Genomic DNA, 11,908 nt, shown 5'->3' with positions numbered 1-11,908 from the left:
CATGGCGAAAAGCGAACGCGAATTTACCGGCAAACACGCCCTGATGCTGTTCTGCGGCGCCTTTGCGGTGATCATCGGGGTGAACATCGCCCTGGCAGTCAACGCGGTGAAGACCTTTCCGGGGCTGGAGGTGAAGAATTCCTATGTTGCCAGCCAGGAATTCGATGTGCGCCGTTCTGCCCAGGAGGCGCTGGGCTGGTCGGTCTATGCGTCTTCGCAAGGGGATCAGGTCAAGCTGGAGATCACCGATGCCGATGGCACCCCGGTGGAGGTCGCCAAGCTGAGCGCAACGCTGGGCCGGGCGACCCATGTGCAGGACGACCAGCAGCCGGAGTTCACCTTTGACGGCCAGGCCTATGTGGCGCCGGCCGAGCTGGGGCCGGGCAACTGGAATATCCGCATGGTGGCGCGGGCCAAGGATGGCACCGAGTTCACCCAGCGCGTGATCCTGCATGTGAAAGGCTGATTGCCATGACTGCCCAGATCCGCCCCTCGCTTGCGGCCTGTCCGGCCTGTGTCGCGGTCCCGCAGGACGTTGCTGAACAAGCTCCGACCGAGGCGCGGCTGGCGCTGTCCTTGCCCGGCATTCACTGCCAGGCCTGTATTTCAGCGGTGGAGCGGGAGCTGAACGCACACCCCGGTATTCATTCCGCACGGGTCAATCTGACACTTAAGCGGGCGCTGATTGAGGCCGAGCCGGGCCTGCGCGCCGTGGATCTGATTCCGGTACTGCAAAGCATCGGCTACGAGGCGCATGAGCTGGATCTGGCAGCGCTGGCTGCCACCCGGAACGACAAGGCGGGACGTGACCTGCTGATGCGGCTGGCGGTGGCTTTCTTTGCCTCGATGAATGTGATGCTGCTGTCGGTCTCGGTCTGGTCCGGAGCGTCGGATGCGACACGGGACATGTTCCATTGGATCTCTGCCGCCATCACCTTTCCCGCGATCATCTTCGCAGCACAGCCGTTTTTTGCCAATGCCTGGAGCGCGCTGCGGGTCGGGCGCCTGAATATGGATGTGCCGATTGTGCTGGCGCTGGTTCTGGCGCTGGTCACCTCGCTGTGGGAGACGTCGCTGTCGGGCGAACATGCCTATTTCGATGCCGCCCTGACACTGACGTTCTTCCTGCTGGCAGGCCGCTATCTGGATTACCGCACCCGTGCGGTTGCGCGCTCGGCCGCTGAGGAGCTGGCAGCACTGGAAGTGCCCCGCGCGATCCGGCTGCTGGACGGCGATGAATACGAGGTGCCGGTGGCGGATCTGGCGATTGGCGATCTGATCCTGGTGCGCCCCGGCGGGCGGATGCCGGTGGACGGTGCGATTGTCGAGGGGCGGTCGGAACTGGACCGCTCGCTGCTGACTGGCGAGACGCTGCCGGTCTTTGCGGAACCCGGTCTGGCGGTGTCAGCCGGCGAGGTGAATCTGACCGGCCCTCTGACCATCCGGGCGACTGCTGTTGGGGAGGATACCTCGCTGCACCGGATGACCGATCTGGTCGCCATCGCTGAATCCGGCCGCTCCCGCTACACCTCGCTGGCGGACAGTGCTGCCAAGCTTTATGCGCCCGGCGTTCATATCCTGTCGGCGCTTGCTTTTGCGGGCTGGTATCTGTGGACCTTCGACATCCGCATGGCGCTGAATATTGCCGCGGCAGTGCTGATCATCACCTGCCCCTGTGCGCTGGGTCTTGCGGTGCCTGCGGTGACCACCGCTGCCTCGGGCCGGCTGTTCAAGAAGGGTATGCTGATCAAACACGCCACTGCGCTGGAGCGGCTGGCGGAGGTCGATACCGTGGTCTTTGACAAGACCGGCACGCTGACAGCCGGCACGCCGCAAGTGACCAATCTGGGCGATCATGCCCGCGCCGATCTGGAGATCGCGCTGGCGCTGGCCGAAGGGTCTTCGCATCCGCTGTCGGTGGCTCTGAGCCGCGCGGCGCGGGAGGTCGGGATCAAGCCGGCCAGCGTGCAGGAGATCGCCGAGGTTCCGGGCTATGGTGCCGAGGGGATGTTCCGCGGTGCCCGCGTCCGGCTGGGCCGCGCGGCCTGGGTCGGTGCCACGCAGGGCAGCCAGACCGCGGCCTGGCTCGACAGCGGGGCAGGGGCGGCCAAACCCTTGCTGTTCACCGATGCCCTGCGTCCCGGCGCAGCGGAGGCTGTTCAGGCGCTGAAAGAGGCGGGCAAGGATGTGCTGCTGGTCTCCGGCGACACCACTGGTGCGGTGGAGGGTCTGGCCGGGCGGCTGGGCATCGCCAAATGGGTGGCCGAGGCGCTGCCGGCTGACAAATCCGCTCGTGTGCAGATGCTGACAGAGCATGGCAAAAAGGTTCTGATGGTTGGCGACGGCCTGAACGACACCGCGGCGCTGGCGGCGGCGCATGTGTCAATCTCGCCTGCATCGGCGCTGGATGCGGCGCGGGTGGCTTCGGATATTGTTCTGCTGGGGCAGGATCTTTCCCCGATTGCCGAGGCTTGCAGCGTGGCGCAAAAGGCAACCCGCCGGATCCGCGAGAACTTCCGTATTGCCACGCTGTACAACGTGATTGCAGTGCCCCTGGCGATTGCCGGGCTGGCAACACCCTTGATTGCGGCGCTGGCGATGTCTACCTCTTCCATCACAGTCTCTCTCAATGCGCTGCGGCTGCGATAAGCCGGCGCCAGCCACAACGGACCTGAAGCCATGAGCGTCCTTGCCTATCTGATCCCGATTTCACTGATCCTCGGCTCGGTCGGGCTGGCGGCGTTCTTTTATACACTGCGCAGCAACCAGTATGACGATCCGGAAGGCGACTCACGCCGGATCCTGAGCGATGAGTGGGACGACAAGCCCAAGCCGTGATGCGGGCGGCCTGCGCCTGTGTGAATAGCCAAACCCTCCCGCCCCTGCAGGTGCCCTGGCTGGCGCCAGAGCCCCTTGGCAGCGTTGGGCGTGGCACCGCGCAAAGCGCGGTGCCACGCCCAACGGCAGGAAGTCTTTTCGCAGAAGAGGCTGACGGCGGGCGGGAGAAGCTGGCTTGCTCGGTGTTTCCGGCATGAAAAAGGCGCCTCTGGGGCGCCTTTTGTTCTGCAGTCTGTGCCGTTCGCGTCAGGATGGGCCGATCGGCTTGCAGGTTACGTTGCGGGCATTCAGGCGGCGGCAGGCGAGTTCCGCCTGATCCTGGCTCATGCCGAGGAAATTGGCTTCGAACCCGCGCCGGGTCTTGGCCACCTTGCGCAAGGAGCCGTCCAGTGTTTCCAGCTCCGACAGGGCCGTGCGCAACAGAACCTTCTCGGCCTGGTAACGGCTGGTGTAGAGACCGACATTGACACCCCAGTAACGCCCGCCGGAAGTGGAAAGCCGGGTCACAACCACTGGTTCCGGTTCGGGCGAAGCGTTCGCAAGGGCCAGGCTGGCCGGGCGGGCCACGGGCCTCAGCCCGGTGAAGGGCACCTTTTGCACCGCAGCAATGACAGTGGCTGTTGCGGCTTGGGCTTGGGCTGGCGGTGCGGGTTCTGCCTCTGCTTCGGCGAGGGCAACGGCAATGCTGTTGCGGATGGCATCGCCCTGCACGGCACCTTCGGCACTGACGGTCTGGACATTTTCGATCTGCTCCGCTTGCGGCGCGGTTTGTGCAGTGTCCTCAGCAGCTTCGGCCGGCGGCGTCTGCAGGGCTTCCTCAAGTGCGGCTACCAGCACCGGCGACTCGGTGCGGCCCGGGCGCGTCTTGGGCCGCAGGCTGGTGTTGACCTGGCCGCTGACCCGGATTGTCTTGCCCGCAGCACCTTCGCTGCTGCCGCTGTCCCCGGCGTCTGCTACCACTACCCCTGCACCTTGGTACGCGGGGCGGCGCGGCTTGCGCAGGGCGGCACGCGAAGGGGCGCGGCGGAAGCCGAGATCCAGCAGTTCCGCCACTTTGGCATTGCGCGCGGTGGAGGATTTGCCGCCGAACACCGTGGCGATGATCCGCTCGTTGCCGCGCTTGGCCGAGGCCACCAGGTTGGAGCCTGCGGCGCGGGTATAGCCGGTCTTGATCCCGTCGGCGCCGCGGTAGCTGGCCAGCAGGCGGCGGTTGGTGTTGGGCACTTCGCGCACGCCGGCATGGGTCGTGCGGCGGGAGAACAGGTTGTAGTATTCGGGGTAGTCATAAAGCAGGTGCCGCCCCAGCGTGGTCATGTCGCGCGCCGTCGACATATGCCCGTTGGCCGTCAGGCCATGGGCGTTCTTGAAGGTGGTGCGGCTCATCCCCAGCGCCTTGGCGGTGCGGTTCATGCGGCGGGCAAAGGCCGCCTCGGAGCCGGACAGCGTCTCGCCGATGGCGGTGGCGGCGTCATTGGCGGATTTCACGGCTGCGGCGCGGATCAGATAGCGAAAGGCAATCCGCTGGCCGGAGCGCAGACCCAGTTTCGAGGGCGGCTCGGCAGCGGCATTGCGGCTGATTTTGACTTTGGTCTCAAGCGTGATTTCGCCGTTCCGCACCGCCTCAAACGCGATGTAGAGGGTCATCATCTTGGTCAATGATGCGGGATGCAGGCGGGTGTCGGCATTGCGCGAATGCAGCACTTCGCCGGTGCGGGAATCAATCACCATCGCCGCATAGGGCGCCGCAGCGGCCTGGTGCGGCTGGAGCGCCAGCACAAGTGCTGCGATAAGAAATACCGCGGCTGCCCTCAGGAACCGGGTACAAGAATCCCGGCCTGACGCCGGATTGACCTGCGTGATTACTGCCATGTTTGCCTCATGCCGCCGGTTTTCCGGCTGACGTTTTTGCCTGTGACCGAAAGCCTAACACAGGGTTACTGAGGAATAAACAGCGGCGACACACGCCATTCAGCGCTATGCGCGCCATCCTGCCGGCATCTTGTGGGGGTGTCCAGCGGCTCCTCTAGATGCAGTAAGTGCTAACAGAAGGTTACCGAAAAAAGTTGTGTTTTCCAGATCGCGCGGTGGCCGAATATCCCCCTGCAGGCCGTATAGGCCGGGTCTGAGCCGTTAACCTGCGTGAAAATTGGTCACGTAGAAGGGAGTGGAATAGCTCAGGCCAAGGGAAAACTCGCAAGGCTGGGACAACTGCGCCTTGATGCGGGATTCGAGATCCGCCAGCAGGGCGCGGGAAAATGCCTCGTCCCGGTGCGGCTTGGTCAGCAGGGCCACAGTGATGGCAATGTGGCTGTGATGGTACTGCGCTGCCGGATAGGCCCGGCCCTTGCAGGCCCCGGCGCCGCTGTCGTGTTGCAGGATCACGGACTCGATCTCGGCCAGGATGGAATTGGCGTCGATTTCCAGATCGCTGGAGAATTTCAGTTCGGCATGCGGCATCTATCCGGCGTCTCCGCTTTGGGTCGGCAAAGGGATAGCTGGCCGGAACAGGTCCGTCCAGCATCCAATCCCCGGCACTGTCAGCAAAGGCTGTTTACCAAACCCGCCAGCCCGCTCAGATCGGCAATCTCGGTATAACGGGGGTTATGCTCGGGGGCTTCGGCGTGTTCGACCTCCCAGACCAGCCCGTGCGGCACATAGGTGCCCCAGGCGCCGGCGCCGATGGCTGCAACCACGTCAGAGCGCATGGAATTCCCAACCATCATCGCGTGCGCTGCCCCGTCGCCGTGGCGGGCGAAGATGTCCAGATAGACCTCCGGTGTTTTCTCCGAGACCACCTCGACCCCGTCGAACAGCTCCCCCAGGCCGGATTGCGCCAGCTTGCGTTCCTGGTCCAGAAGGTCGCCCTTGGTGATCAGCACCACGGTGTAGCGGCCGGCCACGGCCTCAACCGCTTTGCGCGCATGGGGCAGCAGTTCGATGGGATAGGAGAGCATCATCTGCCCTGCAGTGATCAGTTCCTTGATCACAGAGGCAGGCACCTGTTCCTGCGTCACCTCGATCGCGGTTTCGATCATCGAGAGCGTGAACCCCTTCACCCCGTAGCCATAGCGCCCCAGATTGCGCTTTTCGGCGTCCAGAAGCAGCCGTTCCAACCGCTCCGGGCCGACGTCGACGGGGGTGTGATCCATCAGCAATTCGGCGAATCTTTCCTGGGTGACGCGGAAGAACCGTTCGTTGTGCCAAAGGGTATCGTCGGCATCAAAGCCGATTGTTGTCAAATTACGTATCAATCTGCGGGTCTCAGTCTCTTTTCCTAAACAGTATAGAGGCTATATAAGCGTCACAGGAAATTCCATGTATCAACGGATCAAATTGCTTATGCCGCTGCAGCACATCATGATGACCGACCATTCAGACGACGATATCGAATCTGGCGTCCTGACCAAGACGCGGCCGAAAACCAAGCGCCCGCCACGCTATAAGGTGCTGCTGCTGAATGACGACTACACACCGATGGAATTTGTCGTCCTGGTGCTGGAGCGGTTCTTTGGCATGACCCACGCGCAAGCGTTCGAGATCATGCTGACAGTGCATAAGAAAGGCGTTGCCGTGGTTGGTGTGTTCAGCCATGAGGTGGCTGAGACCAAGGTGGGACAGGTGATGGATTTCGCCCGCCGCCAGCAGCACCCGCTGCAATGCACCATGGAAAAAGAAGAATAAAGAGGCCCTTAGATGTCCGTTCGCCTGTCATTGGCCGCCCAATCGGGCGGCTTTGCTGTTCCGTCAGAGGGCCGCATCGCCGTGTTTCATCCGCGCAGCGATCACGACCTGTCAACCCTGCCCAAGGACCAGCTGCTGATCGTCCAGCCGCTGCGCCCCGACCACGATCACTTTGCCGCGCAGGGCTATGCCTGCACCCCGGCACTGGAGGCGGATGAGGCGCTGGCCGCTGCAGTTGTCTTTATTCCGCGTGCCAAAGCGCTGGCGCGGATGCTGATCGCCCAGGCGGCGGCAGCGACACAGGGGCAGGTGCTGATTGATGGCGCAAAGACTGAGGGCATCGATTCGGTTCTGAAGGATTTGCGCAAGCGTTGTGAACCCTCGGTTCCGGTTTCCAAGGCGCATGGCAAGGTGTTCTGGATCGACGGCGGCACCGATTTGTCCGAGTGGCTGCCGGCAGAGCCGCAGCAGGTTGAAGGCTTCACCACCGCGCCGGGCGTGTTCTCGGCGGATGGGATCGACCCTGCGTCCCGGATGCTGGCAGCGGCGCTGCCGCAGAAGCTGGGCCGTTGTGTGGCTGATCTGGGGGCTGGCTGGGGGTATCTGTCGGCTGAGGTGCTGAAACGCGAGAGTGTCGAGGAACTGCATCTGGCCGAGGCGGATTACCACGCGCTGGCCTGCGCGCGGCAGAATGTTGCGGACAGCCGGGCGCAGTTTCACTGGGCCGATGCACGCACATGGAAGGCGCCGGGCACAGTGAACACCGTGGTGATGAACCCGCCGTTTCACACTGGCCGCACGGCGGAACCGTCGCTGGGTCAGGCGTTCATCGGGGCAGCAGCAGCGATGCTGGCGCCCTCGGGCAGCCTGTGGATGGTGGCCAACCGGCATCTGCCTTATGAGGTGGCGCTGGGTGAACGCTTTGCCCAGGTGCGCGAGGAGGGCGGTGACAACCGTTTCAAGATCCTGCATGCGGCGCGGCCGAAACGGCGGCGCAAGTAACCGCGTGCGGGGCGCAATGCCGGTTTCCAAACCGGCAGGCCCGGTCTAACGTGCGGCCCTGAGTGCTACAGGCCAGATTTTTGCAGGCCAGATTGTTACAGGGGAGTGCCCTAACATGTCCTTTTCGATCTCCGGTAAAACCGCCATCGTGACTGGGGCCTCCAGCGGCATCGGCCTGGCGATCGGCAAGCAGTTTGCCGATGCCGGCGCCAATGTGATGTTTGCCGACACCCATGAGGCGCAGCTGGTGGCCGAACTGGGCGAGCAGGCCGAGGAAAGCAATATCCGCTATTTCGCAGGCGACCTGCGAGAACGGCTGACCATTGCCAATCTGCTGTCGGCCACTATCGACGCCTTTGACGGGGTGGATATCCTGGTCAACGGTGCGCGCCAGATGGTGGCAACTGATCCGCTGGACCCCGCCGATGACACCCTGGATCAGCTGCTGATGCAAAGCCTGCTGCCCGCCGTGCGCCTGTCGCAGCAAGTGGCCAAGCGGATGATCCGGCAGGGCGAGGAAGACGAGGACAGCAGCGGCCCGCTTGGCAGTATCATCAACCTGTCCTCCATTGCCGCGCGCCGCACCCACCCTGAGCTGATGGCCTATTCGATCGCCTCTGCCGCGCTGGATCAGGCGACCCGCTCCCTGTCGGTGGCGCTGGCGCCGCACAAGATCCGGGTGAACTCGATTGCTTTTGGCTCAGTGATGAGCGCGTCGATGCGGACCACCCTCAAGGACAACCGCAGCTACCGCCAGGATATCGAGGCGCATACCCCGCTGGGCCGTATTGCCTCGCCCACTGAACTGACCGAGACGGCGCAGTACCTGGCCTCTGACGCCTCTGGTTTCATGACCGGCCAGGTGCTGACGCTGGACGGCGGCCGCACGCTGCTGGATCCGGTGGCGGCACCGGTCCACTGATCAGAAAGACCCCGTATGACTGCTGAGATGAAGACCGAAAAGGCCCAGGCTGCTGCCTGGTTCCGGGACCTGCGCAACCAGATCGTTGCGGCGTTCGAGAGGCTGGAGGACAGCCACAGCGAAGGCCCGTTTGCAGATATGGCGCCGGGCCGGTTCGAGGTGACAGAGACCACGCGGACGTCGGATGACGGATCAGATGCGGGTGGCGGGCTGATGAGCGTGATGCGCGGCGGCCGGGTGTTTGAGAAGGTCGGGGTCAATATCTCCGAGGTGTACGGCACCCTTGGCGAACGGGCGCAAAACGCGATGGCGGCGCGTAAAGGCATTCCGGGGATGAAGGACGATCCGCGGTTCTGGGCCTCGGGCATCTCATTGGTGGCGCATATGCGCAACCCGCATGTGCCGGCGGTGCATATGAACACCCGGATGTTCTGGACCCCGCACGCCTGGTGGTTCGGCGGCGGCTCGGATCTGAACCCCTGCATTGAATACGATGAGGATACCGCGCATTTTCATGGGCAGCAGAAGGCGCATCTGGATCCGCACGGAGCGGACCAGTATCCGCGGCTGAAAGAATGGGCGGATGAGTATTTCTACATCCCCCACCGCAAGCGCGCCCGCGGGGTGGGCGGCATCTTCATGGACGACCAGAGCTCTGGCGATTGGGCGGCGGATTTTGCCCTGACCCGGGATATTGGCCGCGCCTTCCTGCCGGCCTTTGTGCCGCTGGTCGAAAAACGCCGGGTGCAGGCGTATTCCGAAGCAGACAAGGATGCCCAGCTGATCCATCGCGGCCTCTATGCTGAATACAATCTGGTCTATGACCGCGGCACCAAATTCGGGCTGGAAACCGGCCATGACGCCAACGCGGTGCTGATGAGCCTGCCGCCCCTGGCGAAATGGGTCTGAGCCAGCCGCAGCTGTGACAAACTGAACGCGCCGCCTGCAAAGCGGCGCGTTTCTTCCTGCGGCGGATTTATGCTGGTTTCCCGCCTTCAGGCGCGACATTGCGCCACCCTGCGCTAAGGTGAAAAACAACAGGCAAAGAAAACAGCAGTTTTTCACGAGGCGAGGCAGGGAGCAGATCACATGCGCAGATTGGTTCTGGGGATTCTGGCAATGGCACTGGCGGCGGGGTGCGGCGGGCCGCGGGACAGGGCGGTGAATGCGCCGGAAGTCACCCGCACCGAACCTGCCAACGGGCGGCTGTCCGGGTTGCGGACATATCCCCGGTTCGGCGACCGTGATCCGCATGCGTGGGAGGGGCGCAAGCCCTGGTCCTATCCGGTTCACGGCATCGACGTGTCACGCTATCAGGGAGAAATCGACTGGCGCAGGGTGCGCCGCTCAGGCGTCTCATTCGCCTATATCAAGGCCACCGAGGGCGGCGATCACACCGACGCGATGTTCCGCGACAACTGGCGCGGCGCGCGGGCCGCGGGGCTGAAACGCGGCGCTTATCACTATTATTACTTCTGCCGCCCTGCGGCCGAGCAGGCGCGCTGGTTCATCCGCAATGTGCCAAAGGATGCAAACGCGCTGCCGCCGGTGCTGGATATGGAGTGGAACCACCGCTCCCGCACCTGCAGAACACGGCCCGACGGCGCCAAGGTCAGGGCCGAGGCGCGCAAGTTCCTGAACATTCTTGAACGTCACTACGGCAAGCGCCCGGTGGTTTACACGACCGTGGATTTCTACCGGGACACAGGCATCGGGCGCCTCAGCGGCACCGAGTTCTGGCTGCGTTCGGTCGCGGGCCATCCGCGCAAGGTCTACCCGGGTGAAAGCTGGAGCTTCTGGCAGTATTCCGGCACCGGTGAAGTGCCGGGAGTGGCGGGCGACGTGGACCTCAATACCTTCCGCGGCAGCCCGGAAAGCTGGCTCAGGTGGTCGGGGCAGATCTAAAGCGTGACGCAAGGGGGCTTTACCCCCTCGCGCCTTGGGCGCTCCTTGATGCCGGCGTCCGATCAGAAGGGAAAGCTCTAGCCTTGGACGGGCAAACACCGACGCGGGCCGCCGCTTTAGCCGTGGCAGGCACAAGCATTATCCCGGCAACCGGCCACGTGATTTATGCGGTTGCGTTCTCCACCTCACCAGTTGTGGCGATCTACACGAAAACCGGTCGCTGGATAGAGGGCATTCTGGGCGTGTATTTCTGCTTTGCCAGCTACAACCCGTAACCTGCCGGGGTTGACCCCAATGGCAGGTGAGGGCTCGTTCCGGCTGCTTCCCTCAAAGGGTTAAGCTTGGCCAATTTTTGCAGCCTGGAGGAATTGTATGGCAAAGAACGATTTTGATGAGCTGATGCCGGTTGGCTTCGATATGGAAGGCCAGTTTGTTTTACGCAGGAAAATCAAGCGGCTGGCGCTGCTTGCGACGTTTCAAGACCTGCCGCGCTGCATAGCTGGCATTGAAACCTGCATGAGTGCGTATTTCGTCAGCCGCTCGTTGCGCGGGCTGGGAATTGAGCCTCGGATCACTCCTGCGATCTAGGTGAAGCCGTTCAAAAAAGGTCAAAAGAACGACTGCAACGTTGCCAAAGCGATTGCGGAAGCGGCCCTGCGCCCCAACCTCAAGACGGTTTCCTGGAAGACACAAGATCAGCTCGGCCTGCAGGCGTTACACCGGGTTCGGGCCTGCCTCGTGTCGCACCGGACGGCAACGCTGAAGCAAATCTGTGCCTTTCTGATTGAGCAAGGTATTACTGTCAGGCGGTGTGCGGTTGCGCTGTGCAACGCGCTCCCAGCCATTCTCGGCAGCCTCAGTGAAAAGCTGTCCCTGCGCATGCGCAAGCTGATCGCCTGCCTTCAGCACGATTGGATATGGCTGGACGAGCGGATCAAAATGACGGCTTCTGAGATCAAGGCCGTCAGCATATCCGGTACCTGCTGTCAGCTACTTCCTGAGAACGCGCAATTGAACATTTGCGAACAGCAGCCAGTACATACATATGGGCTTTTCCATCTCCATCTCCTTCGCCGCTCTTTGCTGAAAGTGCCAGGATCTTCAATTGCAACAGCGAAAGATGTTGCCGTGATTGCACCGATGCCTGGGACCGGCATGAGGATCCGGCACGCCTGGCTTTGACGTTCTGCGGCAATCAGCTGGCACCCGAGGGCGGCGGCTTACCGCTTCGCAATGGCCTCCGTATCAATGGCGTCGGACTTGCCGCGTTCGACGTATGGTTTGATATAGATCGGCGGGATCAGCCGGGCTTTATGGCCCAACGCCGTCAGCGCGCTCGCCCAATGGTGCGCACCGCTGCAAGCCTCTATGTCAATCAGGCAAGGTTCAATCTTGGAGAAGAACGGCAATAGCTGCGCGTGTCTCAAAGGCCGGTTGAATGCAACGTGTTCGTCTACAGTAATCCCGTGAAGCTGAAATACGTTCTTGGCCAGATCAAGGCCGATTGTGGTAACTTGCATGGGGCGGCCCCTCTCATAAGCAGATATCGACACCTGCAGT

Annotated in this window: 12 protein-coding genes and 2 pseudogenes; 10 read left to right on the top strand and 4 right to left on the bottom strand. The window is 62.8% G+C overall.

Going from position 1 to position 11,908, the window contains the following annotated elements:
* Position 1 precedes the first annotated feature (1 nt).
* Genes ETW23_RS16645 through ccoS form a run of 3 tightly spaced genes read left to right on the top strand, consistent with a single transcriptional unit; the run spans position 2 to position 2,838 of the window.
* Positions 2-466 carry a FixH family protein gene (locus tag ETW23_RS16645; protein WP_129369768.1) on the top strand — a complete coding sequence of 155 codons (465 nt, stop codon included), beginning with the start codon at positions 2-4 and terminating at the stop codon, positions 464-466.
* Positions 467-471: 5 nt separating this feature from the next.
* A complete protein-coding gene (locus ETW23_RS16640) occupies positions 472-2,649 on the top strand; it encodes a heavy metal translocating P-type ATPase (RefSeq protein WP_134830679.1) in 2,178 nt (725 codons plus the stop codon).
* Between the two features lie 30 nt (positions 2,650-2,679).
* On the top strand, positions 2,680-2,838 hold the full coding sequence (ccoS, locus tag ETW23_RS16635) for a cbb3-type cytochrome oxidase assembly protein CcoS (protein WP_027257996.1): 159 nt from the start codon (positions 2,680-2,682) through the stop codon (positions 2,836-2,838).
* A 246-nt stretch (positions 2,839-3,084) separates the two neighbouring features.
* On the opposite strand, the gene ETW23_RS16630 is transcribed toward ccoS, so the two are convergent.
* From ETW23_RS16630 to ETW23_RS16620, 3 genes are all read right to left on the bottom strand, one after another.
* Positions 3,085-4,707, bottom strand: a complete 1,623-nt coding sequence (locus ETW23_RS16630; protein WP_134830678.1) for a D-alanyl-D-alanine carboxypeptidase family protein — start codon at positions 4,705-4,707, stop codon at positions 3,085-3,087.
* 261 nt (positions 4,708-4,968) lie between these two features.
* Complete coding sequence (locus tag ETW23_RS16625; protein ID WP_134830677.1) at positions 4,969-5,295, bottom strand: hypothetical protein; 327 nt, start codon at positions 5,293-5,295, stop codon at positions 4,969-4,971.
* Between the two features lie 80 nt (positions 5,296-5,375).
* Positions 5,376-6,089 (bottom strand): HAD family hydrolase, encoded by a 714-nt coding sequence (locus ETW23_RS16620; protein ID WP_134830676.1) that lies wholly within the window; start codon positions 6,087-6,089, stop codon positions 5,376-5,378.
* 64 nt (positions 6,090-6,153) lie between these two features.
* Between ETW23_RS16620 and clpS the strand changes: the two genes are divergently transcribed.
* The 7 genes and pseudogenes from clpS to ETW23_RS26135 form a co-directional block, all read left to right on the top strand.
* Positions 6,154-6,519, top strand: a complete 366-nt coding sequence (clpS, locus tag ETW23_RS16615) for an ATP-dependent Clp protease adapter ClpS (RefSeq protein WP_247676992.1) — start codon at positions 6,154-6,156, stop codon at positions 6,517-6,519.
* Positions 6,520-6,531: 12 nt separating this feature from the next.
* Positions 6,532-7,521 carry a class I SAM-dependent methyltransferase gene (locus ETW23_RS16610; protein ID WP_134830675.1) on the top strand — a complete coding sequence of 330 codons (990 nt, stop codon included), beginning with the start codon at positions 6,532-6,534 and terminating at the stop codon, positions 7,519-7,521.
* A 115-nt stretch (positions 7,522-7,636) separates the two neighbouring features.
* Positions 7,637-8,443: an SDR family NAD(P)-dependent oxidoreductase gene (locus tag ETW23_RS16605; RefSeq protein ID WP_129369774.1), complete on the top strand. Its 807-nt coding sequence runs from the start codon at positions 7,637-7,639 to the stop codon at positions 8,441-8,443.
* A 15-nt stretch (positions 8,444-8,458) separates the two neighbouring features.
* On the top strand, positions 8,459-9,352 hold the full coding sequence (gene hemF, locus ETW23_RS16600) for an oxygen-dependent coproporphyrinogen oxidase (protein WP_134830674.1): 894 nt from the start codon (positions 8,459-8,461) through the stop codon (positions 9,350-9,352).
* A 180-nt stretch (positions 9,353-9,532) separates the two neighbouring features.
* Positions 9,533-10,348: a GH25 family lysozyme gene (locus tag ETW23_RS16595; RefSeq protein WP_134830673.1), complete on the top strand. Its 816-nt coding sequence runs from the start codon at positions 9,533-9,535 to the stop codon at positions 10,346-10,348.
* A 122-nt stretch (positions 10,349-10,470) separates the two neighbouring features.
* The gene (locus ETW23_RS16590; RefSeq protein ID WP_167738138.1) at positions 10,471-10,623 is read left to right on the top strand and encodes a hypothetical protein; all 153 of its coding nucleotides are present in this window, start codon (positions 10,471-10,473) and stop codon (positions 10,621-10,623) included.
* Between the two features lie 97 nt (positions 10,624-10,720).
* Positions 10,721-11,323: pseudogene (locus ETW23_RS26135) on the top strand (transposase); the annotation flags it as partial.
* Positions 11,324-11,442: 119 nt separating this feature from the next.
* Here the strand turns inward: ETW23_RS26135 and ETW23_RS16575 are convergent.
* A pseudogene (locus ETW23_RS16575) lies at positions 11,443-11,868 on the bottom strand (hypothetical protein); the annotation flags it as partial.
* Positions 11,869-11,908: the final 40 nt, after the last annotated feature.

Origin of the sequence: Leisingera sp. NJS201 (assembly GCF_004535885.1) — a bacterium.
Lineage (GTDB): Bacteria > Pseudomonadota > Alphaproteobacteria > Rhodobacterales > Rhodobacteraceae > Leisingera.
Note: the sequence above shows the minus strand (reverse complement) of the source record. Positions and strands in the feature narration are given on the sequence as shown.

Bases quoted from the DNA above. Each gene is read 5' to 3' on its own strand.
- ETW23_RS16645 (WP_129369768.1), top strand. From the start codon at position 2: ATGGCGAAAAGCGAACGCGAATTTACCGGCAAACACGCCCTGATGCTG.
- ETW23_RS16640 (WP_134830679.1), top strand. From the start codon at position 472: ATGACTGCCCAGATCCGCCCCTCGCTTGCGGCCTGTCCGGCCTGTGTC.
- ccoS (WP_027257996.1), top strand. From the start codon at position 2,680: ATGAGCGTCCTTGCCTATCTGATCCCGATTTCACTGATCCTCGGCTCG.
- ETW23_RS16630 (WP_134830678.1), bottom strand. From the start codon at position 4,707: ATGGCAGTAATCACGCAGGTCAATCCGGCGTCAGGCCGGGATTCTTGT.
- ETW23_RS16625 (WP_134830677.1), bottom strand. From the start codon at position 5,295: ATGCCGCATGCCGAACTGAAATTCTCCAGCGATCTGGAAATCGACGCC.
- clpS (WP_247676992.1), top strand. From the start codon at position 6,154: ATGTATCAACGGATCAAATTGCTTATGCCGCTGCAGCACATCATGATG.
- ETW23_RS16610 (WP_134830675.1), top strand. From the start codon at position 6,532: ATGTCCGTTCGCCTGTCATTGGCCGCCCAATCGGGCGGCTTTGCTGTT.
- ETW23_RS16605 (WP_129369774.1), top strand. From the start codon at position 7,637: ATGTCCTTTTCGATCTCCGGTAAAACCGCCATCGTGACTGGGGCCTCC.
- hemF (WP_134830674.1), top strand. From the start codon at position 8,459: ATGACTGCTGAGATGAAGACCGAAAAGGCCCAGGCTGCTGCCTGGTTC.
- ETW23_RS16595 (WP_134830673.1), top strand. From the start codon at position 9,533: ATGCGCAGATTGGTTCTGGGGATTCTGGCAATGGCACTGGCGGCGGGG.